Here is a 23,345-nt window from a genome sequence, read left to right as displayed (position 1 = left end):
CGGGTGTCAGGCGGTGCTCACGGAACCGTCGCTGCGCGGGTCCGTCCCTGCTTCGAAGCCGGTGCCGGATGGGTCGCGGCGGACGAGTTGGCCGTGGCCGACCTGTTCGTCCTGGTCGGCGCAGACCGCCACCCGGTAGCCGCCCTTGTTCAGGGCCGCGACGACGTCCTGCGGTACGGCGCCCTCCACGGATGCCACCTGCGCCGGCTCGTCGACGCCGAGACCTCCGATGACCCAGCGGGGTCGGCCGAGCGCTGCGGCCGGGCCGTCGCCGGCGGCGATCCGCAGCGCCAACTGGGTGTGGATCTGCGGCTGGGCCTTGCCGCCCATGGTGCCGTGGGCGCCGGTGACGACGCCGTCGCGGCGGGTCAGGACCGGCATCAGGGTGTGGGCGGGACGCTTGCCGCCGGCCAGTCGGTTGGGGGCGCCCGGCGCGAGGTCGAAGAAGGAGCCCCGGTTGTGCAGTACGACTCCGGTCGCGGCATCGAGGATGCCGGAGCCGAAGCTGTGGAAGAGGCTCTGGATCAGGGACACCGCGTGGCCTTCGTCGTCCGCGGCGACCACGGCGACCGTGTCGCCGCTGGGCCGGGCGGCTTCGTTGCGGCGTACGGCGGCGGGCTCGGAGGCGGTGCGGCGCGGCGCGGTGCGCACCTCGGCGGCGAGCCGGTCCAGGTGCGCCGCGCCCAGCAGTTCGGTGACGGGGACGTCCACGTGACGGGGATCTGCGAGGTGGCGGTCCCGGTCGCGGGTGATCGCGTCGAACACCCGGGCCGTCACGTCCGCGTCGGAGCCCAGCAGTTCGGCTTCGGCGGGGAGGCGTTCGACGATGCCCAGGGCTTGGAGCAGGTGCAGGCCCTGCGAGTTGGGCGGAGCGGTCAGGTACTCCTCGCCGCGGAACGCTGCGGACAGGGGCTCGCCGGTCTCGGTGGTGTGGCGGGCGAGGTCGTCGGGGGTGAGCGGGGAGCCCTTGGCGCGCAGCGTGGCGACGATGCGTGCGCCGAGTTCGCCTTCGTAGAAGGGGGTCGGGCCCTCGGACGCGAGCCGTGCGAGGGTGTCGGCGAGCGCGGGTTGGCGCAGCGGGGCGCCCTCGGTGAGGGGGGTGCCGTCGGGGAAGAACACCGCGCGCATCCCCTCGTCGGCCGTCAGCAGGTCGGCTTCGGCGCGCAGGGCGGTCGCGACCCCGGGTGCGGTGGGCACCCCGTGGCGGGCGTACTCGATCGCGTCGGCGAACAGCCGCTCCCACGGCAGCCGTCCGGCGGTGCGGTGGAGGGCGGCCCAGCCGGCGACGACTCCGGGGACGGTCACGGTGAGCGCGCCGGTGACGGGCATCCGCGGGCCGGGTACGGCCGTGGGATCGGCCGCCGCGGCTGCCGCGCCGCTGCCGTTGACGGAGACGACGCGTCCGTCCGGCAGCGCGACGAGGGCGACGAGGTCGCCGCCGACGGCGCATTGGTGCGGATAGACGACAGTGAGGGCGATGGCGGCGGCGACGGCCGCGTCCACGGCGTTGCCGCCGGCCCGCCGTACGGCGGCGCCCGCCTCGGTCGCCAGGGCGTGCGGGGCGGCCAGTCCGTACGGAGCGGGGCCGGACCCGCCGGGGGACGCGGGGCGGACGGGGGAAGGGGGTGCGACGGACATGTGGGTGGCTTCCTGAGGGGCGGCGGGCGCGGAGCCGGTCAGGCGGTCCCCGGGTGCGTGGGGGCGGGGCCGCCGTGCTCCAGCGTGTCGATGATCATTCCCTGCACCTCGACGAGGTGGTCGGCCATGGCCTGGGCCGCGGCCTCGCTGTCGTGGCTGATGATCGCGGCGAGGATGCGGCGGTGGGCGCGCAGGGAGGTGGCGAGGCGTTCGGTGGACTGGTACTGGGGGTCGCGGGAGGGGCCGACCCATTCGTTGGTGGCTTCGAGGAGCCGGGTGAGCATGGGGTTGTGCGCCGCCTTGGCGACGGCGACGTGGAAGGCGCCGTCCAGTTCGATCAGGGCGGTGCGGTTGTCGCGTTCGCGTTCTGCCTCGGCCCGGGACAGCAGGTCGGCGAGGTGTTGGAGGTCGCCGTCGGTGGCGCGGACCGCGGCGCGGGCGGCGACGGGCGGCTCGACGGCGGAGCGCAGGTCCATGACTTCGTGGACGAGCCGGGCCGCGTCGTCCATGTCGCCGAGTTGGCGGGCGTGCAGGTCGGGTCGGTCGGCGCCGGTGACGATGGTGCCCCGGCCCGGCTTGCGGTTGACGAGCCCGCGCAGTTCCAGTTCCCGCAGCGCTTCGCGCACCGAGGCCCGGGAGATGCGGAGCTTTTCGGCGAGTTCGCGTTCGGACGGGATGCGGGTGCCCGGGGCCAGCCGGCCGTCCTCGATGAGTCCCTGGAGGCGGCCGGCGAGCCGGTCGGGGCCGAGGGCGGCCTCGGGGGCGATGAGGGTCCAGTCGAGGGGCACCGGGGGACCTTTCCGGTCGGGGCCGTACGGCGCCGGGCGGGCGCCGCCGGGGGCGGGCGGGGTGGTGCCGGGCGCACGGCCCCGCGTCCGCCGGGCGGCGGTTGCGCGGGCCGCGGCACGGGCGCGGTCAGTCGTCGATCTCGACGGTGAGCCAGTTCTCGAAGCAGCTGCGGCGGGCCAGGCTCATCACGCCGATGGTGGCCCGGCCGCCGAGGCCCGCCTCGGGCCCGAAGACCTCGCGGAAGAGGTCGGTCGCGCCCGAGGACACCTTGTGCACGTCCTCGAACTCGGGGGTGCTGACGACGAAACACAGTGAGCGTACAAGGGAGCTCACCCGGTTCAGCGAGCCGAGGGCGTAGCGGATGCCGCCCAGGCAGTTGAGCGCGGTGAGGCGGGCGGCCTCGTAGCCCTCGTCGACGGTGACGTCGGCGCCGAGCCGTCCGGGGTGGCGGACGTTGCCGTCCGCGTCGTCGGCGGTGTGGCCGCCGAGGAAGAGCAGGTTGCCGCTGATGTGGTGGGGCTTCATGGAGCCGTACTCGGCGCCGTAGTAGGGCCGGGCGGAGAAGTCGGGGATGACGAGTCCCAGTTCGCGAACGCGGGTCTCGGGATCGTTTTGAGCCATGGAGATCGTGCCTTCGGGATCGTGGTGGCCCTGCCGGTGGGCCGAGATAGTCAGATGGTCCGACCAAGTGGGTTTATTGTTTGGGCACGTTTTCCCCCATGTCAACCCCCGTCGTCGGCGGCACGTCGTCGACGACGGCATCCGACCCCGAGGAACGGCACCATGCAAAATCAGCCAGCGGACAACCCTGAGGACCCCCGCGACCGACCGCACGGGCCGTCCCCCGCACGAAGGGGGACCGGCACGGCACCCAAGAGCGACGACCGTACGGTGCGCCGGCTCGCCGACGTCCTTCCGCTCCTGTTGACCGTCGCGGCCGGGGCCACCGACGCGGTGGCCTACCTCGGCCTCGGCGGGGTCTTCACCGCCAACATGACCGGCAACCTCGTACTGCTCGGCATCGCGGGATCCCACGGCGTGGACCTGCACGTGGCGCGCGCCGCCGCGGCGACGGTGGCCTTCACCGCCGGTCTCGTGGTGGCCTTCCTGATGACCCGCGACCTGCCGAAGGGCGCGGTGTGGCCACCTCGCATCACGGCCGCGCTGGCCGTGAGCCTGGTATGCCAGTTGGGCTTCCTCGTCGGGTGGGCCGCCGCCGACGGCCGGCCGGGCGAGGTGGCGGACGTCGGCCTGGTCAGCCTGTCGGCGCTGGCGATGGGAGTGCAGACGGCCTGCGCACGGCGGGTGGCGCTCGGCGGGATCACCACCACCTTCGTCACCGGCACCCTGACCTCGGTCGCGGAGGCCGCTTCGCACGGCTCGGCCAAGCACTTGCCGCGCCGGCTCGGCGTCCTGCTGGCACTGGTGCTCGGCGCCCTGGCCGGTGCACTGGCCCTGCGCCACTCCCCCACGGCGGCCGCGCTGATCGCTCCGGCGCTCGTCGCGGTCACACTCGTCCTCGGGGCTCGACTCCACTCAGTGCGACGAAATCCGTAGTTCAATATGAGATCAACTAACGTTTTCCGTTGTCTGACCCCCATTTCGCGCTGAGGTCGTTGACAAGCAGCAGTGACCGGCCACACCTTTGGCCGCACGAGGCCCACCCTGCCGGAGGGCCCCCGGGGCCGACCAAGCCGCCCCTCGCGCCGCGCTCGTCCGCGGGGCGGGCGAACCGGGTCCACCGTTCGCCCGCCCGCCGGCACCCGGCGCCCCGCCCCCGCTCTCCCCCAAGGCGGCCGTCTCCCAAGGACTCCCCGTGACCTCTCCACGCCCGGACGTCTCCGCCCCGCTCGCCCCCTTGGACGTGTCCTTCACCGACGACCCCCGGGTCGTCAAGGAGGCCGCCAACGAGGACTATTCGACGCACATCGTCCCGCTGACCTGGCGCAGCGGGCGACTGTCCCTGGCCATGACCTGGTACGCCCTGGTCAGCGGGATGTTCTACCTGGTGACCGCGGCCACCTTGGCGGTGACCGTGGGCACCGTGAACACGCTGATCGGCATCCTGCTCGCGGTCGCCGTGTTCGGCACCGTCAACTACGTCTTCTCCCGCTACGCCGCCCGCACCGGGCTGACCGTGGCCCTGCTCTCGCAGCGGATCTTCGGTTCGATCGGTTCGGTCCTGGCGCCGCTCGTGCTGGCCGCCACCGCCATCTACTACGCGGTGTTCGAGGGCTCCGTCATCGCCCACGCGCTGCACGCCTACACGGGGGCGTTCACGATCGAGGTCTGGTACGCCATCTCGATCCTGAGCAACGTCCCCATGGTCATCGGCGGGGTGCGCCGCTGGCTCGACAAGTTCAACGGCGCCCTGCTGCCGCTGTACTGGACCGGCTTGATCATCGTGGTGGTCCTCGCCGCCCGCGAGTACAAGCCCTCCGGCTGGCTCACCCACACCCCGGACGTGCTGCCCGACCTCGGGGCGCCCGGCTGGCTGTACGCCTTCTTCGTGTACATGGGCGTGTTCGTGTTCATGATGTACACCATCGACTTCGGCCGCTTCGGCAAGCGCGAGGACGCGAAGTTCCACGGCGTCGTCACCTTCGGCCCGGTCTTCTACTTCTTCTGCTACTTCGTCAACGGCCTCATCGGCATCTTCCTGGTGCTCGCGGCCGGCGCCGTCGGCATGCCGACCGAGACCGCGATCGGTGACACCGTCGTCGCCCTGATGGGGGTGTGGGGCCTCGGCGTGGTCTGGTTGACGCAGTCCCGCATCAACACCGCCAACTACTACGTGGCGTCGACGAACCTGGAGGCCGCGGTCGCCCGGCTCTTCCACGTCCGGGTGCCGCGCGTGGTGGCCCTCGCGCTGGCCAGCGTGGTGACGTACCTGATCATGCTCACCGACGTGCTCAGCTACGTCCTGACCGCACTGGCCTGGCAGGGCGCCTTCGTGGTGGGCTGGGTCGGCATCGTGCTCACGCACCTCGCGCTGCACCGCAACGGCGACCGGGACGGCCTGCCCGAGTTCCGTCCGGGCCGGGTGAAGTCCATCGCCCCGGGCGCCGCGGTCTGGTTGGTGTCCTCCCTCACCGGCATCGTGGTGCTGGAGTTCACCGGCACGTTCGGCACGACGTGGTCCTCACCGCTCACGTTCGTGCTGAGCATCGGGCTGTACGTGCTGGCGCTGCGGCTGACGCGCTCCCCCGTGCTCGACCGCGACGCTGACCCGCGGGACGAGGTGGACGACATCTGGGAGGCCCGGGTCCGCTGCCACCGGTGCGACCACTCGTACATCGCGGCCGAGATGGACCGTGACCCGTCGGTCGAGGGTTCCCCGGCGATCTGCGCGGACTGCGCCGGCCGCAGCGCGGAGTTCCGCAGGGCGGTACGGGCCGCGGCGGCGGCCGAAGGGACCCCGGGCGACCGGGCACCGGAGCCGGCCGCCCGCGGGTGAGCCCATGAACCGGCCGGTGTCCCCGAACAGTCGGGGGCACCGGCCGTCTTCGCGTACGGAACGGGCCGGCCTGCGCCGAGGTCACGGGGCGTCGGGCAACTCCGCCAGGAACTCGGCGAGGATCGCGTTGAACACCTCGGGGCGCTCCATGTTCGGGTAGTGCGCGGTCAGTTCGACCACCGCCGTCCGGCCGTCCGCCACCTCGCGGGCGAGCCGCCCGGCCATCCGCAGGTGGTCCTCCGAGTCCACGCCGCCGTTGAGGGCGAGGGTGGGCACCGCGATGCCCGGCAGCCGTTCCCAGGTCCGGGGCACCGGCACCGTGACCACCGGCTCCCCGGCACCGTGCTTGGCGAGGGTGCGCCACGCCATCTGCCGCAGGGCGTGCACCGCCTCGGGTGCGACGTCGGCCAGTGTGCGGGTGGGGCCGGCGGCGAAGTCGAGGAAGCGCTCGATCCCGCCCGCGGCGTCGCCCGCGGCCAGCATCCGCTGGACGTCCGCCAGCACACCGGTCGTCCAGGGGTCCTTGAAGTCAGGCTCGCTGGTCCCCACCCCGCTGACCACCAGGGCCCGCACCAATTCGGGGTGTTCGAGTGCGGTGTCGGTGGCGATCCCGCCGCCCATCGACAGGCCGACCACGACCGCGGGCGCGCAGTCGAGGTGGCGCAGCAGGGCGGCGACGTCGTCGGTGTGGCGGAAGGGGCGGGTGGCGTTTGTGGAGCCGCCGTGCCCCCTGGCGTCCGGTGCGATCACCCGGTGGGAGCGGGCGAAGAAGTCGATCTGCGCCTCCCACATGGTGTGGTCCAGGAAGCCGCCGTGCAGCAGGACGAGGGCGTCGCCCGTGCCGCAGTCGCGATAGGCGAGGACGCCGTCCTCGGTGCGGAACTCCTGCGTGCCGGTGTTCGGGGGTGCGTCAGTCATGACAACCAAGGTGTCATGACGGTCGAAGAATGACAACTGAGGTGTCATGATGATCGAGTGTCCGAGACCTCAGAACCGCTGCCGCCCGACGACCTCGCCGACCACCTCGCGGAGGTGCTGGGCCTGGTCGGGCTCCTCTACCGGCGGGTGCTGCGCAAGGTGGAACAGACCGCTCCGGCCCAGGGCCTGTCCGTCGGAGTGCGGGCCGTCCTCGACCTGCTCCGGACGCAGGGCCCCATGACCGTCCCTCAGATGAGCCGTACGCAGGAGCTGAGCAGGCAGTTCGTGCAGCGGATGGTGCACGACGCGGCGGCCGAACACTGGGTGGAGACCGTGCCGAACCCGGCCCATCGGCGCTCCCCGCTGATCCGGCTCACCGACGGGGGGCTGGTGGCGATCACGGCGGTCACCGCCCGCGAGAAGCTGTTGCTGCGCCGCGCCGGCGGTGACCTCACCGACGCCGAGATCGCGGCCTGCGTCAAGGTGCTGGGGCAGATGCTCGTGCTCTTCGGCGAAGGGGACGCGCCGGCCGAATCCGACTGATGCGTCCGAACGTCCCCGGCGGCGCGTCCCCGCGCGGTCAGCCGGGTGACGGCGGCGCGCGGCGGCACGTCGTCCGGCTCGCGACCCCACCCGCGGTGTCAGATTGGCCCAGTACGTCGCCCCGCCGTACGCGTGCCGAGCCCGGGAGGACGGATGACCGAGGTGGACCGCCGGCCACCGGGCGGTGTCGCGACCGAAGGGGCGCGCCGGCGCGTGGCCCTGGGCGCCCGGATCCTCGATCTGCTGTCGACGACGGACCACAAGACGATCGGCCGGATGTACCTGACCACCTCGTTCGCGTTCTTCCTGTTCGCCGGCGCCCTCGCATTGGTGATGCGGGCGGAGTTGGCGAGGCCCGGTCTCCAGATCGTCTCCGCGGAGCAGTACAACCAACTCTTCACGGTGCACGGCACCGTGATGATGCTGTTGTTCGCGACGCCCACCTTCACCGGCTTCGCCAACGTGATCATGCCGTTGCAGATCGGCGCACCCGACGTGGCGTTCCCCCGGCTGAACGCGTTCACCTACTGGGTCTACCTCTTCGGCGGGCTGCTGGTGGTCGCCGGGTTCCTCACCACCGGCGGGGCGGCTTCGTTCGGCTGGTTCGCCTACGCGCCGCTCAACAGCGCCGACCACACCCCCGGCGTCGGCGCGGACCTGTGGGTGATGGGGCTCGCCGTGTCCGGGTTGAGCACGATCCTCGGCTCGGTCAACTTCATCACCACGGTCATCTGCCTGCGGGCCCCGGGCATGACGCTGTTCCGGATGCCGATCTTCACCTGGAACGTGCTCTTCACCTCGGTGCTGGCCCTGCTCGCCTTCCCCGTGCTGACCGCCGCCCTGCTGGTGCTGGAGGCGGACCGCAAGTTCGGGGCGCAGGTCTTCGAAGCTGCCAACGGCGGAGCGCTGCTGTGGCAGCACCTGTTCTGGTTCTTCGGCCATCCGGAGGTCTACATCGTGGCGCTGCCGTTCTTCGGGATCGTCTCGGAGATCCTGCCGGTCTTCAGCCGCAAGCCGGTCTTCGGCTACGTGGGGCTGGTGGGCGCCACGATCGCCATCACGGGTCTTTCCGCGGTGGTCTGGGCGCACCACATGTTCGCCACCGGCGCGGTGCTGCTGCCCTTCTTCTCGCTGATGTCGTTCCTGATCGCCGTGCCGACGGGGGTGAAGTTCTTCAACTGGATCGGCACGATGTGGCAGGGGTCGCTCTCCTTCGAGACGCCGATGCTGTGGTCCATCGGCTTCCTGGTGACCTTCCTCCTCGGCGGTCTGACCGGGGTCCTGATCGCCTCCCCTCCCCTGGACTTCCACCTGACGGACAGCTTCTTCGTCGTGGCGCACCTGCACTACGTGCTGTTCGGGACCATCGCCTTCGCGACCTTCGCCGGCTTCTACTTCTGGTGGCCCAAGCTCACCGGGCTGATGCTGGACGAGCGGCTGGGCGCGGTCCACTTCTGGACGCTGTTCGTCGGGTTCCAGCTCACCTTCCTGGTCCAGCACTGGCTCGGCGAGCAGGGCATGCCCCGCCGCTACGCCGACTACCTGGCGGGCGACGGGTTCACCGCCCTGAACACCCTCTCCACCGTCGGGTCCTTCGTCCTCGGGCTGTCGACGCTGGTCTTCCTCTACAACGTCTGGCGGACGGCGAGCCGCGGCGCGCGCGTCACCGTCGACGACCCGTGGGGGTGGGGGCGTTCCCTGGAGTGGGCGACGGGCTCTCCCCCGCCGCGCCACAACTTCCAGGCCCTGCCCCGGATCCGCTCGGACTCGCCCGCCTTCGACCTGCACCATCCGGAGGCGTTCGGCGCGGGGGCGCGGGCGGGTGCCGGGGAGGGCGCGCGGTGAAGGGCGAGGCGTGGTTGTTCACCGCGACGGCCGGCTTCTTCCTGGGCGTGGCGGTGGTCTACGGGGTCTTCGCCCGGGAGCCGGCGGGCCTGTCGGCGCTGCTCGTGTCCTTCGCGATGACCGCGCTGATCTCGGCGTTCCTGTGGCGGCAGCGGCTACGGACGCTCCCCCGCCCGGAGGACCGCAAGGACGCCCAGGTCCAGGACGCGGCCGGCCGTCGCTTCACCTTCCCCCGGCCGCACAGTTACGCACCGGTGACGGCCGCGGCCGGGTTCGCCCTCCTCGGGCTCGGAGTGGTCAAGGGGTTGTGGATCTTCTTGATCGGGGTGGGCGTCCTGGTGCCGGGGGTGTACGGCTTCGTCTTCGGCGGTCGCGACGAGGCGGAGTGAGCGGCGCCGCCGACGGGTCATTCGTGCCCGTCGTGGCGGGTCGGTCCGGCGAGTACCCGTTCGCGTTCCTCCTGCGGGGCGATCCGGCCGGCCCGGTCTCCGTAGTACCAGGTGCTGAGCCCCGTCCGCAGCCTGCGCGTCCAGCGCTGGCGGGCGCGCTCGTCCGGTAGCGGGTCGGGCGCCGCGAGCGGCGCGGGGAGTTCCCTGACCAGGGCCGCGTACCGGCGCTCGGGCGGCACCGAACGGTGTTCCGGGTGGTATCCGCCGTCGGCGGACTGCCGTACGCCGCCGGTCCCCTCGCCCTGCACCAACCGTCGCCCCTCCCGCTCCTGGAGTCCCAGGCACACCCGTCTGGTCACCCAGAACGCCAGCAGCGGCAGGGCCACCAGGCCCGCCCGGAGGCCCCACGTCAGTGCGTGGACCGGGACGTCGAAGACGAAGGCGAGCACGTCCTGCGCCCCGGCGAGCAGCAGCACCCCGTACGCGGTGACGGCCCCGGCGCACAGCCCGGTCCGCACGGGCCGGTCCCGCGGACGGTCGCACAGGTGCCGCTCCCCGGCGCCGACGGTGATCCACCGTTCGAAGAAGGGGTACGCGTACAGCATCAGGAACAGCAGCCCCGGCAGCACCACTCCGGGCAACAGCGGGTTCCAGGCCACGGTGTGGCCCCACAGCCGGGTCTCCACCCCGGGCATCAGCCGCAGCGCGCCTTCGAGGAAGCCGACGTACCAGTCCGGTTGGGAGCCCGTGGACACCTGGTCGGCGCGGTAGGGGCCGTACACCCAGACGGGGTTGATCTGGGCGATCGCCCCGAGCACCGCGAGGACGGCGAAGACCAGGAAGAACAACCCGCCCGACTTCGCCAGGTAGCGCGGCAGGACGGGCTCGCCGACGACGTTGCGCGCGGTCCTTCCCCGCCCCGCCCACTGGGTGTGCTTGAGGTACACGATCAGCGCCACGTGCACGGTGACCAGCGCCACCAGCAGCGCCGGGACCAGCAGGATGTGGGCGGCGTACAGCCGCGGCACGATGTCCTCGCCGGGGAACTGTCCGCCGAAGACGAGGAAGGAGGCGTACGTCCCGACGATCGGCACGGAGAGCGTGATGCCCTGGGCGGTGCGCAGCCCCGTGCCGGACAGCAGGTCGTCGGGGAGGGAGTAGCCGGCGAACCCCTCGACCATGGCGAGCAGGAGCATCGTGACCCCGACGGCCCAGTTCAGTTCGCGGGGACGGCGGAAGGCGCCGGTGACGAACACCCGGAGCAGATGGGCCGCGATGGACGCCACGAAAAGCAGCGCGGCCCAGTGGTGGATCTGCCGGGCCAGCAGCCCGCCGCGGACGTCGAAGCTCAACTCCAACGTGGTGGCGTACGCCTGCGACACCGGCACGCCTTGCAGTGGCCGGTAGGAGCCCTCGTACACCGACTGCTCCATGGAAGGGTCGAAGAAGAACGTGAGGAAGACCCCGGTCAGCACCAGCACGGCGAAGCTGTACAGGGCGAGCTCGCCCAGCAGGAAGGACCAGTGGTTGGGGAACGCCTTGCGCAGGGCGCTGCGGGCCGCTTCGTACAGCGGCAGCCGTCCGTCCGCCCAGTCGGCCAGTCGCTCGCCCGGCGGGCGGGGGCGCATGGGGGGTGCCGGCTGTTCCATCCCCGAGACCTTCCTGACGACCCCCGGACCGACGCACCTGACTGTTTGTCACATCAGGTGTCCATGGGATCACGGATCGCTCGGGGTGCGGCCCGTGACACAGGGGCAGCGGGTCCGTTTGGCGGTCCGTCAGCTCCGGATCATGTCGGGGAGCGCGGGGAGTTCCCCGGCGAGTTGGGGTTCGTGCACGTGGGCCAGGGCGGTGAGGACGAGGGCGATCGCTACGGCGCCGGGGTCGGGCAGTCCTTCGGAGTGGTAGCCGGTGTAGCTGGCCCTGCCGCGGCGGGCGGTCAGGGCGGCGGTGCGGCGGGCGCCGTCGATCGCGGCGTGTGCGGCTGCGGTCAGGGCGCGGCCCGGTTCGGCCGGTGGGGTGACGGCGAGGGCGTCGGCCGCGGGGGCGAGGGCGTCGACGAGGGTGCAGTCGCCGGGGCGGGCGCCGCCGATGGCGGTGATGCGGCTCAGGGCGCGGCGCAGGGCCGCGGCGAGGGCGGGGACGTCGGCGGGGAAGCGGTCGGCGCTGGGGGCCAGGGCGGTGAAGAGCATGCCGAAGAGGGGGCCGCTGGAGCCGCCGACGTGGTCGCGGAAGGTGTCGGCCAGTGCGGCGGTCCCGGCGATGCCGGCGCGGTCGGCCAGGTGCACGGCCGCCGTGACGCCGCCGCAGAAGTTGTCGCCGAAGTCGCCGTCGCCGGTGGCCTGGTCGAGTGCGGTGAGGTCGGTGTGGGCGAGGGCGGCGACCTGGTGGAGTTCGTCGAGGAAGGCACGGCCGCCGCCCTGCGCCGTTGGGGCGGTCGCGCGGGCGGCGGACGGGGCGTGGGTGGGGGGCGCGAGGGTCGTGGTGGTGGACGCGGCGGAGCCCGGCAGCCGCAGCGGGGTGTCCGTGGGCAGGTCCCACAGGCCGGCCCAGCCGGGGGCGAGCCCGGTCAGGGTGATGCTGAAGCCGGCCATGTCGAGGGCCGTGACGTAGGCGCCGGCGGCCAGCGCGTGGACGTGGACGCCGCGGGAGGTGAGGTCCTGGTGGACCAGGGCGCTGATGATGCGCAGTTCCAGGTCGCTGGTGCCGCCGAGGCTGGAGACGACGGCGATCACGCCGTAGGGGCCGGTGGGGACGTGGCCGAGGAGTTCATCGAGCATTCGGGTGACGACGAGGTCGACGGAGGGGTGGTCGGCGAGGGTGTGCGCGGCCCGTTCGCCGTGGATGCCTATCCCGTAGTCGAGCGTTCGGGGATCGAGGTGGAAGGCGGGCGCCCGGTCGGCGGGTGAGGTGTGGGCACGGGCGCAGACGGCGATGCTGCGGGAGGCCGCGGCCACCTGGCCGCCGAGTTCGGCGAGTCCGTCCAGGTCGGCGCCCTGGTCCGCGAGGGCGCCGAGGAGCTTTTCCACCACGACGGTGGCTCCGGTGCCGCGTCGCCCTGCCGCGGCCCGGTCGGTGGCCAGGTCGTCGTCGACGACGACCTCGGCGACGGGGATGCCGGCGGCCCGTGTCTGGTCGGCGGCGAGGGCGAAGTTGATCCGGTCGCCGGTGTAGTTCTTCACTATGTGCAGGACGCCGTCGCGTTCGCCGAGCAGGGCGGCGGCCAGGGTGGCGGCGGCTATCTGGGCGCTGCCGGGCGAGGTGAAGACGGCGCCGGGGACGACGGCGTCCAATCCGCCCCGGCCCAGCAGACCGGTGTGCAGGGGTTCGTGGCCGGCGCCCCCGCCGGCCACGAGGGCGACCCGGCGCTGCGGTGCGGGCCGAGTGGCCAGCAAGTACAGCGGCTCGACGCACAGGCCGATGCCCGGGTACGTGAGGGCGAGCCCTTGGCACGCCGTCAGGACGACCTCGTCTTCGGGCAGGAAGTGACTCATCGTGCCTCCAAACGGGTGACGGCACCGGCGCCAACGCGCCACTGCCGCCCGCGCGACCACCGGCGCGCGGGGACGCCCGCGCGGGCTGCCGGCGAAACGTCCGCCCGCGGGCGGACGGACAGGTGCCGGACCCGCGCTCCTGCTCCACGAGGCGATGGTAAGCCGACTCGACCGGTGATGGGTCGCGTCCGAGGGCGGGCCCGAGGGCCGGGATCGACGTCGTCGCGCAGGGAACGGACGCCCCCCGGGAGCGTTCCGATGCGGCGGAGGCAGGTGAGTTGGTTGCGGCAGGAAATCGACGTCGTCGCCGATCCCGCATGAGTGGAGGGAAAAGGCTCGGACTATTCGGCGAGATCCGCGGGCGATGATTACGCCACTCAGCGATAATCACCGAGAAGGGGCGGAGAATTTCTGGCCGAGCCCCCGTTTCTTCCTTCTCCGTGGCGTTCAGTTCACGCCGGACGGGCCGTACTGTTCCCAGCCGCTGACCCAGGCGTTGAGTTTCGAATCAGTCAGGGACGTCACCCACCCGTCCGCGAGTCGAAGGTGTTCCGGCGATGGGTTCTCGCCGACTCCGATCACTGGAATGCCGGCGCTGACCGCCGATTGGATTCCGCAGAGCGAGTCCTCAAGGGCGAGGCAGGAGGCGGGGGCGACGGCGCACCGGGACGCCGCCTCCGCGTAGACGTCGGGGTCGGGCTTCGGCCGGACGTCGCCCCCGGGCACGACCACGTGGCGGAAGTGCCCCAGCAGCCCCGCGGACTCCAGGCAGGTCTCGACCACGTCCTGGGGGCAGTTGCTGGCCACCGCGAGCGGCACCCGGCTGGCCGCGGACGCGACGAGGTCGGGCGCCCCGGGGCAGGTGACGGGAGCGGCCGAGGCGAAGTCGCGGAAGGCCCGCAGCAGTTCGTCGGTCATCGTGGCGGCGAGCCGGGGCCGGCCCGCCAAGGTGGCCATCAGTCGGCCGCACTCCGTGTAGTGGACGCCCTGCGCCAGTTCGGCGAACTTCTCGTCCAGGGCGACTCCATGGCCCGCCAGCACGTGCCGCCGGGCGTCCATCCAGTGTTTCTCGCTGTCCAGTAGCGTTCCGTCGCAGTCGAAGACGACGGCCCGTGGGGACCAGCGCGGACTTCTGTTTTTCAGCATGCCAACACCCCTTCAATCCTTCTGGAGTGAGATCGAACTCCGGATTCCGTCGGCTCACCGGAAAGCACATGGCTCGCTCGCACACGATTGGTCGAGCCGTACCAGAGTCGAACGTGACTATTGGCAAGCTATTTCCCGCTACAGCTACAAGTCAACGAGGATTCCGAAAGTGACACAAACGGAAAATTGAGCGGCCCGGAACCCATGCCGCTCAAGTCCTATCATCGCCCGGGATCGAAAAGGGCCATCGCATACCGGATCATCCCGATACCCGGCCCCGGAAAAGCAGCCATGTGATCGACGCATCCCCGTTCCCTGCGGAATATGTTCCATGGCGGAGGGGTGTGCTCCTGCTGCTTCCCGGGGGACGGGGGCGCCGGGCGGGATCAGCCGGCCGTCAGCTCGCGCACCGCCCGTACCAGCGCCGCGTTGTCGGGGGCGGCGCTGCCGTCGGGCAGGTCGGTGCCGTCCTCGAAGCCGATCCGGGCCTGGTGGCCGTCTTCGGCCGCGGCCCTGACCAGCGGCCACACCGTCGGGCCCTCGCCGTGGTAGAGGATCGGGCACTGGACGCCGGCCGCTCGGATGCGCGCCGCCATGGCGCGGGCGGCTGCCACCGCCTCCGCGGGGTCCTCCTCGACGGGTTCGATCAGGATGCGCACGTTGTCGTGCAGGGTCGGCGAGGCGAGCAGGGCGGGGACGTCGTCCATGGTCCACACCGCGCTCTCCAGCACCATCCCCCGCTCCCGCACGAGTTGAGCGGTCTCGGCCGCGCCCTGTTCACTGAAGGCGACCGAGGCGAAGTCGGGCAGCACGTCCCACGCCTCGACCAGGGCGTACCGCTCTTCGGGGCCCGAGCAGGTCCACAGGCCGGTGGTGGTGCCGACGACGGCTTCGGGGGCGACGGCCCGGACGGCGGTCAACACCTCGGCGAGCGCGTCGGGGCGGATGGTCTGCCCGCCGTCGGAGGTGCGGACGTGGAAGTGGACGACGTCCGCTCCGGCGGCGAGCACCGCCAGGGTGTCGGCGGCGATCTCCGCTGCGGTGACCGGGACGGTGGGGTGCTCGGCCTGGGAGCGCCCGCCGTTGACGGCGGCTTTCAGAAACACGGTGGTCCTTTCGGGGGTGTACGGACGGGGGCGGGTGCGCCGGCTCAGTCGAACGCGCCCAGCCCGCGGAGCATGTCGGTGGCGCCGGTGAGCGACCCCAGCGGCGCACCGCGCCGCACTTCGGCCACGAGCGCCGGTTCCTGTGCGTCGTCGTCGATCGCGTCCGCCAGCACGGCGGCGAGCCGGCCGGCCGGGGCGATGATGACGCCGTTCGCGTCGCCGAGCACCAGGTCGCCCGGGTGGACCGGGACTCCGCCGCAGGTGACGGGGGCGCACAGCGAGCCGTCGGCCAGCCCGTGCAGCTTGGTCGTGAGTGCGCTGCGGCCGAAGGCGTACACCGGCAGCCCGACCTCCCGCAGGGCGTCGACGTCGGTGGCGAGGCCGTCGACCACGACGCCGGCCGCACCGCGCGCGGCGAGCGCGTTGGCGAGCACCTCGCCGAGGGGGGCGTGGCGGCGGTCGCCGCCGGTGTCGACGACGACCACGTCACCGGGGCCGACGAGGCCGGCGGCGTGGTGGAGCATCGTGGAGTCGGTGGCGGTGGTCCGTACGGTCACGGCCCGACCGACCAACTTGCCGCGACCGGCGACGCGTTGCAGTCCCGGGTGGCAGAAGCCCTCCTCCAGGTAGTGGCCGAGGGTGGGGAAGTCGACCGTCCGCAGCCGTTCGACGAGCTCGGCGTCGAGCGGGGCGGGCAGTTCGCGGATGTCCAGGGGCACGGTCGGGTCACCTCGGTCCGATGATGATGCGGCGGTTGCGGAGCACGGGCAGGACCGTGCGGGCCCGGTCGATCCGGTCCTTGTCGGCGTCGACGACGAGCAGCGAGCGCTCCTCCTCGCCGAGGGATGCGCGCACCACGCCGAGGGGGTCCACGGCCATGGACGTGCCGATGCAGTCGGGGGTGGTGAGCGAGGACGCCACGACCCAGCAGGTGTTCTCGATGGCCCGGGTACGCAGCAGGGTGCGCCAGTGGTCCTCCTTCAGCGGACCCTTCACCCAGGCCGCCGACACGGCCAGCAGGTCGGCGCCCATCTCGACCAGGGAGCGGGTGAACTCGGGGAAGCGGACGTCGTAGCAGTTCACCAGGCCGACGTTGAAGTCCCCGATGCGGACGACGACGGGGCCGGTGTCCCCGCGTTGGATGTGCCGCGACTCGCGGTAGTCGAAGGCGTCGTACAGGTGCATCTTGCGGTAGAGGCCGAGGACTTCTCCGCCGGCGTCCACGGCGGCCATGGTGTTGTACGGCAGCGCCGTACCGCTGTCCTCGTACCCGGCGGCGACGAGTGCGACGCCGTGCGTGCGGGCGGTGCGGGAGATCCCTTCCAGGAAGGGCTCCCAGTGGGTGACGGCGAACTCCCCGAGCGGGACGTCGTTCTCGTCGAGGACGTCGGAGGGGATCATCGACTCCTCGGGGAAGACGACGAGTTCGGCGCCCGCGGCGGCGGCCTCGGCGGTCATCTCCTCGATGACGGCGAGGTTGGCCGCCGCGTCTGCGGTCGGGGCGAACTGTGCTGCGGCGACCTTCACGGCCGTGTCTCCTTGTGCAGGGGCGGGGTGCGGCGGGGGCGGGGTGCACCGCCGTCGGCGATCCGGAGCGGGTCCGGGGCGGTGGCGGTCATTCGGCGAGCAGCCGGGACCGGGCGGGGTCCCAGCCGGCGCGGACGGCGGCGCCGACGCAGAGTCCGCTGCGGCCCCGGCCGCGCGACTCGGCGATCAGGTCCGTGCCGTCGGCGAGGGCGAGGTGGTAGCGGGTGGCGCTGCCGAGGTACACGATCTGCTGGAGCGTGCCGTCGATGAGGTCCGCCCGCGACGACGGTTCGTCGGCGCCGGTGAGGTGGACGTTCTCCGGTCGCACCGCGAGGTGCGCCTCGGTGCCGGGGGCGAGGCCGTGGCCGTCGGGGACGGGGAGGTGGCCGAGGCCGGGGACGGCGAGGCCGGTGGCGTCCAGGGTGCCGGTGAGGAAGTTGGAGGTGCCGATGAAGTCGGCGACGAAGCGAGTCGCGGGTCGTTCGTAGATCGCTTCGGGGGTGTCGACCTGGAGCACCCGGCCCCCGTCCATGACCGCGATGCGGTCGGACATGGTGAGCGCTTCCTCCTGGTCGTGGGTGACGGTCACGAACGTCACCCCGACCTCCCGCTGGATCTTCTTCAGCTCCAACTGCATCTCGGCCCGCAGCTTCTGGTCGAGGGCGCCGAGGGGTTCGTCCAGGAGCAGCAGGGAGGGGCGTCCGATCAGGGCCCGGGCGATGGCGACGCGCTGTCGCTGGCCGCCGGAGAGCTGGGCGATGGAGCGGTCTCCGTACCCGGTGAGCCGTACGAGGGCGAGGGCCTCGCGCACCGCGTCGCCCATCTCGGCCTTGGGCCGGGACCTGCGCACCTTCAGTTCGAAGGCGACGTTGTCGGCCACCGACAGGTGCGGGAAGAGGGCGTAGCTCTGGAACAGCATGTTCAGGTCCCGCTTGTGGGGCGGGATGGTGTTGGCGGGGACGCCGCCGAGTTCCACCGTGCCTTCGCTGGGCGTCTCGAAGCCGGTGATCATCCGCATGAGGGTCGTCTTGCCGCAGCCGGACGGCCCGAGGATGGAGAAGAACTCGTTGCGCCGGATGTCCAGGGTGACGTCCGCGACGGCTCGGGTGGCGCCGAACGCCTTGCCCACGCCGGTGAGGCGGACGGCCGGGGCGTCGGTGTCGGGGGTCGCCGCCGCGGCGGCGGTCTTGGTGCCGGAGGTCATCGTCAGGACGCCTTCACCTTGGTCCAGCCCTGCTGGAAGTGCTTCATCGCGGTGCCCGGGTCGAGCAGGAAGTCCGCCTTCTCGATGGCCGCGTCGGAGGCGTACACCGCGGGGTTCTCCAGCGCCTTCTTGTCCTTGACGAAGTCCCGGGCCTTGGCGTTGGTGCTGGCGCTGCCGCCGTCGTCGGTCGCCATGGCGGCGATCTCGGGTCGCAGCAGGAAGTTGATGAACTGGTACGCGGCGTCCGTGTTCTTGGCGCCCTTGGGGATGGCGAGGCCGTCGGTCCAGATGGAGCCGCCCTCCTCGGGCAGGACGTAGTGCACGTTCGGGTTGGCGGCGACTGCCTTGGCCATCGCCGTGCCGCTCCACGCCTGGGCCGCGCACGCCTGACCGGTGGACAGCAGCTGCGGATAGTTGGTGGAGTTGTAGCCCGCGAGCATCTTCTTCTGCTTCGTCAGGGCGTCGGTGGCGGCCTTGATCTCGTCCTCGTCGGTGCTGGTGGCGCGGGCGCCGGTGACCTGGAGTCCGGCGATGTAGGCGGCCAGCATGTTGTCGAGCATGTAGACCTTGCCCTTGTACTCGTCGTCGAAGAGCGTCGCCCAACTGGTCGCCGACGGGATGCACTTGTCGTTGTAGGCGAAGCCGGTGGTGCCCCAGATCCACGGCACGGAGTACTTGTTGCCGGGGTCGTACGACGGGTTGCGGAACTTGTCCGCGAGGTTGTCCAGGCCCTTGATGCGGGAGTGGTCCAGCGGTTCGATCAGCTTCTGTCCGATGAGTTGCTGCACGCTGTACTGGCTGGGCTCGACGAGGTCGTAGCCGGCGGAGCCCGAGCTGAGCTTGGCCGTCATGGTCTCGTTGCTGTCGAAGGTGTCGAGGGTGACGTCGATGCCGGTGTCCTGCTCGAACTTCTTCACCACCGAGTCGGGGATCTCGCCGGCCCAGGCGTAGACGTTCAGCTTCTTGCCGCCACCGGACGCCGAGTCGGCGTCGGAGCCGCCGCAGCCGGTGGCGACGAGCCCGGTGACGGTGACGACGGAGACGGCGATGACTCTTCTGGAGAGGCTTCTTGCGCGCATGGGGTGGTGCCTTTCGTACGGGGCTGAAGAGCGGGATCCGACGAGTGGGGGCCGACTCGCCGGGTCAGGGGCGGTCGGCGCCGAGCAGGACGCGGCGCATCTGCCGCAACCCGACGCCGAGGATGATCAGCAGGGTGAAGAGGACGAGCAGCGTGCCCAGTGCGTTGATCTCGGGCGTGAGGCCGCCCTTGAGCATCGAGTAGACGCGCAGCGGGAGGGTGGTGCTGCCGATGCCGCCGGTGAAGGTCGACATCACGATGTTCCCGAAGGAGATGGTGAAGCTGAGCAGCCAGGCGGCCAGCAGCGGTTGGCGCAGCAGCGGCAGCGTCACCCGGCGGAACGCCTGCCAGGCGTTGCAGCCGAGATCGGTGGCGGCCTCCGTCAGCGAGGGGTCCAGGGCCCGGTGGGCGCCGAGCACGATCAGCGCCGCGTACGGCAGGGTCACCACCAGGTGGCTGAGGACCAGGGTGGTCATGCCGAGCTCCGCGTGCATCGCGCCGAAGACGGACAGCAGGGCCACGCCCAGCACGATCTCCGGGATGATCAGCGGCAGGAACAGGCCGCCGGAGAAGAGCGCCTTGCCGCGGGCCCGCAGCCGGGCCGTGCCCATGGCTGCGAGCAGTCCGCACAGGGTGGCGAGGGTCGCCGAGACCAAGGCGGTCTCGGCGCTGACGCGCAGGGCGGCGAGCAGTTCGGTGTTCTCCGCCAGCCGCCCGTACCAGCGGGTGCTGAAGCCGGCCCACTTGTAGGTGACCTCGGAGTCGTTGAAGGAGAGCACCACGACCACGACGATGGGGACGTAGAGGAAGGCGATGACGCCCCGGGCGAGCCAGGCGGTCACGGTGTCGAGTGCGTGCTTCATGCCGACTTCCTCCTCAGCCGTCGGGCGGCCAGTCCGAACGCCGCCATGGAGGCCACCATCAGGAGCAGCAGCACCACGGAGGCGGCAGCGCCCATCGGCTGGTTCCGGAACTCGGTGTAGAGGGTGACGATCAGGTTGCCGACCAGTTGGTCGCGTCCGCCGCCGAGCAGGACGGGGATGACGAACACGCCGAGGGTCGGGATGAAGGTGAGCAGCGCCGCTGCGAGCATGCCGGGCCGGGCGATCGGCAGCAGCACCCTGGTGTGCACCCGCCACCAGCCGCAGCCCAAGTCGCGGGCGGCTTCGCCGAGCGAGCCGTCGACGCCGCGCAGGGCCGCGTAGATCGGGAAGATCGCGGTGGGCAGGAAGGCGTACACCAGGCCGACGAAGGACGCGCCCTGGCTGGGGATCCACTGGGTGGGGCCGTCGGTGAGCCCGATCCCGTCGGTCAGGGCGTTCACCGGTCCGCCGGGACTCAGCAGGTTGATCCAGGCGAAGGTGCGGACCAGGAAGTCGGTCCAGAACGGCACGATGATCAGCAGGAGCAGCAGCATCTGCCGCTGCGGGGAGCGGCCGGCCAGGTAGTACGAGACGACGTAGCCGAGGACCAGGCAGACCGCGGTGTTCAGGGCCGCCATGCCCAGGCTGTAGCCGAAGACCTTGAGGTAGACCGGGTCCATCAGGTCCTGGTAGTTCGACAGCGTCCAGCCGCCCTGGATGCCGCCGTACGCATCGGCCGAGGCGAAGCTGTTGCGCACCACCAGCACCAGCGGCACCAGTACGAGGCCGAGGACGGTGATCCCGGCGGGCGCCAGCAACAACGTCGTCACCGCGGCCCGCCGGGTGCGCGGCGGGGGCGCGGGGCGGGGCGGCGCGACGGCGGTGGGCTGGGTGACCGTCACCGGGACGTCCGCCGGGGCGCTCGGTCGGGCGGAGGGGTGGTGTGCATGCGCTGAACTCCTTGTCCGGGGGCGGGCCGTTCGGGGCTGGTTGTCGGATGGGGAAAGCGTGGGGGAACGGGTGGTGACCCGAGAAGATGGATCCACAACGAATCCCGTGGAATGCGGCCCCGATTTCCACGTGTCTCGCAGCGCCGTGGTGGTGTGACGGACGACCTTGACAGTCGGCGGGGTGGGGAACGAGGGTGCTGACAGTGCCCGCAGGCACCCGCACACGCCCCGGAGGACATGGTGATCGACGACCTGGACCGGCAGATCATCGACCAGCTCAGGGTGGACGGCCGTCGCTCCTTCGCCGAGATCGGGCGTACGGTCGGCCTCTCCGAGGCTTCGGTGCGCGCCCGCTACCAGCGCCTCCAGCGCAAGGGCGTGCTCCAGGTCGTCGGCATGACCGACGCGGTGCGCATGGGCGAGATGGAGGTGCACCTCGCGGTCCGGGTCCACCACATCCCGGTGTCGCTGGTGGCGCGGGAGCTGTCCCGGATGCCGGAGGTGCGCTACGTGGCCTCCTGCGTGGGGCCCTACGACCTGATCGTGGACGTCCGCTGCCGCGATCTGGAGCACCTGGCGGAGTTGCTCACCGAGCGCGTGCGCCGGGTCAACGGCGTGGCGCACGCGGAGGCGCTGACCGTGCTGGAGGTCATCAAGGACTCGTACCTGTGGGCGGGGTTCCGGGAGGTCCCGGTGCGACCGGAGAAGCGGATCATCCCGGGGTGACGGCCGGCCCGGGCTGGTTCGTCACGGGCTACTCCTCGGCGACGCCCTGGCCGACCGCGCTCGCCAGCCCGCTCCACGAGTAGTCCTTGAACAGCTCCAGCAACAGCAGGACCTGGACCCGCGAGACCCCCGGCAGCATCCGGATGTCGTCCAGGAGTTGGACGAGTTGGGCCTGGTCGCGGCAGGTGCCCTCCAGGAAGATGTCCTGGCTGCCGGCGCACAGCGCGACGTGGTTGATCATCGGCATGCCGGAGAGCGTCTTCGCCACCGCCCGCGGGGTCAGGTCCCGTACCCGGATCATCAGCCGCACGGACTGGTGCCCCAACTGCAACGGGTCGCAGAGCGCCACGATCCGCAGCACCCCGCTCTCCTGGAGCCTCGCCACCCGCTGGCGCACGGTCCCCTCGGAGACTCCCAGGTCACGGGCGAGCGCGGTGTAGGGCGTCCGTCCGTCGCGGGTGAGCGCGCGCATGATCCTGCGGTCGGTGTCGTCGAGCACGCCCCCACCATGTCACCCGAAACGCCGCATGACGCCCCAATGTGGCGCCCGTCACAAACCAGGGTGTAGTGCACTCTCCTATCTGGTGCGGACGGTGCCGACGGCGCGGACGGTGCGGACGTACGCATCAACGGACGCGGGCCGCCGCCGCTCCGGCCAGGGCCTGACCTCGATGCGCTGGAGGACGAGGACCTGCTGGTCTGAGCGGGCGGCGGCCGCGCCGGGGTCAGGGATGGCTGAGCCGTGCGGCCATCAGATGGGCGTCGAGCAGGGCGACGTCGGCGGTGCGGTCGGCACGTGCGTAACCGGCGAACATCCGCTTGGTGAGCGTGAGGGCTTCGGCCGACCGCCGGGCCATCGGCCTGGTCCAGCCCTCGACGACGCCGTCCAGTTCGTCCAGCGGCGCCACCTTGTGCACGAGGCCGAGCCGTTGGGCGCCGGCGGCGTCCAGGACGTCGCAGGTGAGCATCAGCTCGCGGATCCTCGCGGCACCGGCCTCCGAGATCAGCCGCCCGAGGACGCCGCCCCAGGCGGGCGGCATCCCCAGGCCGACCTCGGGCAGCCGCAGGGTGCAGGTGTCCGCCGCGGCCCGCAGATCGCAGAACGCGGCCAGCGCCAGCCCCTGCCCGACCACCTTGCCGTGCAGCCGGGCGACGGTGACGACGTGGGAACCCTCCAGCGCCTGGAACAGCCGGTGCCCCTTGTCCAGGATGCGACGCAGGGACAGCCCGGAGGGGTCCGCGGCGAGCGCGTCCCGGTACTCGCTGCGGTTGCCTCCCAGGCAGAAGTCCTCCCCCAGCGACGACAGCACCACGACCCGGATCCCGGGCCGGTCGTGGAGGCCGTCGAACAGCGCGATGAGTGCGTCGATGACGGCGACGTCCAGCGTGCTGGCGTCACCGCCGGGGTTGAGGCCGACGTGGAGGACCGGGCCGTCCTCCCGGATGTCGAGGGGCGTCGACGGCGTGGCCGGCGTGCCGGACGGCGCGTCGGACGCACCCTTCGTACGGCGCGCCCGGGTCGCGGGCACGGCGCGCTTCGTGGTGGTGGCAGTCTTCGTCGTGGCGGACTTGGCGGTGGTGGCGCGCTTCGTCGGCGCGGCTGACTTCGCCGCAGCGGACTTCGTCGTGGCCGCACGCTTCGTCGCCACAGCCGACTTCGCCGCAGAGACAG

The 23,345-nt window shown here is 71.8% G+C and carries 22 protein-coding genes; 6 read left to right on the top strand and 16 right to left on the bottom strand.

All coding sequences use genetic code 11. The features are described from left to right. Positions 1-6: 6 nt before the first annotated feature. The 3 genes from ACH4E8_RS33460 to ACH4E8_RS33450 form a co-directional block, all read right to left on the bottom strand. A complete protein-coding gene (locus tag ACH4E8_RS33460) occupies positions 7-1,638 on the bottom strand; it encodes a gamma-glutamyltransferase family protein (RefSeq protein WP_398455337.1) in 1,632 nt (543 codons plus the stop codon). Between the two features lie 38 nt (positions 1,639-1,676). Continuing rightward, entirely contained in the window at positions 1,677-2,426 is a 750-nt protein-coding gene (locus ACH4E8_RS33455) for a FadR/GntR family transcriptional regulator (protein WP_398455336.1), read from the bottom strand. A 127-nt stretch (positions 2,427-2,553) separates the two neighbouring features. Next, positions 2,554-3,048, bottom strand: coding sequence for a RidA family protein (locus ACH4E8_RS33450; protein WP_398455335.1), 495 nt, complete (start codon positions 3,046-3,048; stop codon positions 2,554-2,556). Positions 3,049-3,210: 162 nt separating this feature from the next. Here ACH4E8_RS33450 and ACH4E8_RS33445 point away from each other — a divergent pair, with 162 nt between their 5' ends. Continuing rightward, complete coding sequence (locus ACH4E8_RS33445) at positions 3,211-3,984, top strand: YoaK family protein (RefSeq protein ID WP_398455334.1); 774 nt, start codon at positions 3,211-3,213, stop codon at positions 3,982-3,984. A 259-nt stretch (positions 3,985-4,243) separates the two neighbouring features. After that, positions 4,244-5,884, top strand: coding sequence for a purine-cytosine permease family protein (locus ACH4E8_RS33440; protein WP_398455332.1), 1,641 nt, complete (start codon positions 4,244-4,246; stop codon positions 5,882-5,884). Positions 5,885-5,965: 81 nt separating this feature from the next. On the opposite strand, the gene ACH4E8_RS33435 is transcribed toward ACH4E8_RS33440, so the two are convergent. Further along, the gene (locus tag ACH4E8_RS33435) at positions 5,966-6,802 is read right to left on the bottom strand and encodes an alpha/beta fold hydrolase (RefSeq protein ID WP_398455331.1); all 837 of its coding nucleotides are present in this window, start codon (positions 6,800-6,802) and stop codon (positions 5,966-5,968) included. Between the two features lie 57 nt (positions 6,803-6,859). Between ACH4E8_RS33435 and ACH4E8_RS33430 the strand changes: the two genes are divergently transcribed. From ACH4E8_RS33430 to ACH4E8_RS33420, 3 genes are all read left to right on the top strand, one after another. After that, on the top strand, positions 6,860-7,345 hold the full coding sequence (locus ACH4E8_RS33430; protein ID WP_398455330.1) for a MarR family winged helix-turn-helix transcriptional regulator: 486 nt from the start codon (positions 6,860-6,862) through the stop codon (positions 7,343-7,345). Between the two features lie 153 nt (positions 7,346-7,498). Beyond that, positions 7,499-9,190 carry a cytochrome c oxidase subunit I gene (gene ctaD / locus ACH4E8_RS33425; protein WP_398455329.1) on the top strand — a complete coding sequence of 564 codons (1,692 nt, stop codon included), beginning with the start codon at positions 7,499-7,501 and terminating at the stop codon, positions 9,188-9,190. Beyond that, entirely contained in the window at positions 9,187-9,579 is a 393-nt protein-coding gene (locus tag ACH4E8_RS33420) for a cytochrome c oxidase subunit 4 (RefSeq protein WP_398455327.1), read from the top strand. Before ctaD ends, ACH4E8_RS33420 begins: the two co-directional genes overlap by 4 nt. Before the next feature lie 17 nt (positions 9,580-9,596). Here the strand turns inward: ACH4E8_RS33420 and ACH4E8_RS33415 are convergent, their stop codons facing one another. The 10 genes from ACH4E8_RS33415 to ACH4E8_RS33370 all read right to left on the bottom strand — a co-directional run bounded on the left by ACH4E8_RS33415 (position 9,597) and on the right by ACH4E8_RS33370 (position 20,899). Continuing rightward, positions 9,597-11,228 carry a cytochrome bc complex cytochrome b subunit gene (locus ACH4E8_RS33415; RefSeq protein ID WP_398455326.1) on the bottom strand — a complete coding sequence of 544 codons (1,632 nt, stop codon included), beginning with the start codon at positions 11,226-11,228 and terminating at the stop codon, positions 9,597-9,599. 129 nt (positions 11,229-11,357) lie between these two features. Next, positions 11,358-13,073 carry a dihydroxyacetone kinase subunit DhaK gene (locus ACH4E8_RS33410; RefSeq protein WP_398455324.1) on the bottom strand — a complete coding sequence of 572 codons (1,716 nt, stop codon included), beginning with the start codon at positions 13,071-13,073 and terminating at the stop codon, positions 11,358-11,360. A 447-nt stretch (positions 13,074-13,520) separates the two neighbouring features. Beyond that, positions 13,521-14,219, bottom strand: a complete 699-nt coding sequence (locus ACH4E8_RS33405; protein ID WP_398455323.1) for an HAD family hydrolase — start codon at positions 14,217-14,219, stop codon at positions 13,521-13,523. 386 nt (positions 14,220-14,605) lie between these two features. Next, positions 14,606-15,325, bottom strand: coding sequence for a 3-keto-5-aminohexanoate cleavage protein (locus tag ACH4E8_RS33400; RefSeq protein ID WP_398455321.1), 720 nt, complete (start codon positions 15,323-15,325; stop codon positions 14,606-14,608). Positions 15,326-15,369: 44 nt separating this feature from the next. After that, positions 15,370-16,044, bottom strand: a complete 675-nt coding sequence (locus ACH4E8_RS33395) for an RraA family protein (protein WP_398455320.1) — start codon at positions 16,042-16,044, stop codon at positions 15,370-15,372. A gap of 7 nt (positions 16,045-16,051) precedes the next feature. Continuing rightward, complete coding sequence (locus ACH4E8_RS33390; protein WP_398455319.1) at positions 16,052-16,852, bottom strand: carbon-nitrogen hydrolase family protein; 801 nt, start codon at positions 16,850-16,852, stop codon at positions 16,052-16,054. 88 nt (positions 16,853-16,940) lie between these two features. Beyond that, a complete protein-coding gene (locus ACH4E8_RS33385) occupies positions 16,941-18,056 on the bottom strand; it encodes an ABC transporter ATP-binding protein (RefSeq protein WP_398455318.1) in 1,116 nt (371 codons plus the stop codon). Positions 18,057-18,058: 2 nt separating this feature from the next. Next, positions 18,059-19,135: a PotD/PotF family extracellular solute-binding protein gene (locus ACH4E8_RS33380; protein WP_398455317.1), complete on the bottom strand. Its 1,077-nt coding sequence runs from the start codon at positions 19,133-19,135 to the stop codon at positions 18,059-18,061. Between the two features lie 64 nt (positions 19,136-19,199). Further along, positions 19,200-19,997, bottom strand: coding sequence for an ABC transporter permease (locus ACH4E8_RS33375; protein WP_398455315.1), 798 nt, complete (start codon positions 19,995-19,997; stop codon positions 19,200-19,202). Beyond that, positions 19,994-20,899: an ABC transporter permease gene (locus tag ACH4E8_RS33370; protein ID WP_398455313.1), complete on the bottom strand. Its 906-nt coding sequence runs from the start codon at positions 20,897-20,899 to the stop codon at positions 19,994-19,996. The genes ACH4E8_RS33375 and ACH4E8_RS33370 overlap by 4 nt, the downstream gene beginning before the upstream one ends. 285 nt (positions 20,900-21,184) lie before the next feature. Here ACH4E8_RS33370 and ACH4E8_RS33365 point away from each other — a divergent pair, with 285 nt between their 5' ends. After that, positions 21,185-21,673, top strand: coding sequence for an Lrp/AsnC family transcriptional regulator (locus tag ACH4E8_RS33365; protein WP_398455312.1), 489 nt, complete (start codon positions 21,185-21,187; stop codon positions 21,671-21,673). A gap of 28 nt (positions 21,674-21,701) precedes the next feature. Here ACH4E8_RS33365 and ACH4E8_RS33360 read toward each other — a convergent pair whose 3' ends face one another. Both ACH4E8_RS33360 and ACH4E8_RS33355 read right to left on the bottom strand, forming a co-directional pair. Next, complete coding sequence (locus tag ACH4E8_RS33360) at positions 21,702-22,172, bottom strand: Lrp/AsnC family transcriptional regulator (protein WP_398455311.1); 471 nt, start codon at positions 22,170-22,172, stop codon at positions 21,702-21,704. Between the two features lie 226 nt (positions 22,173-22,398). Beyond that, a complete protein-coding gene (locus ACH4E8_RS33355; protein WP_398455367.1) occupies positions 22,399-23,118 on the bottom strand; it encodes an enoyl-CoA hydratase/isomerase family protein in 720 nt (239 codons plus the stop codon). Positions 23,119-23,345: the final 227 nt, after the last annotated feature.

Source organism: Streptomyces sp. NPDC017979 (assembly GCF_044328175.1).
Lineage (GTDB): Bacteria > Actinomycetota > Actinomycetes > Streptomycetales > Streptomycetaceae > Streptomyces.
This window is presented reverse-complemented; position numbering and strand designations above follow the sequence as displayed.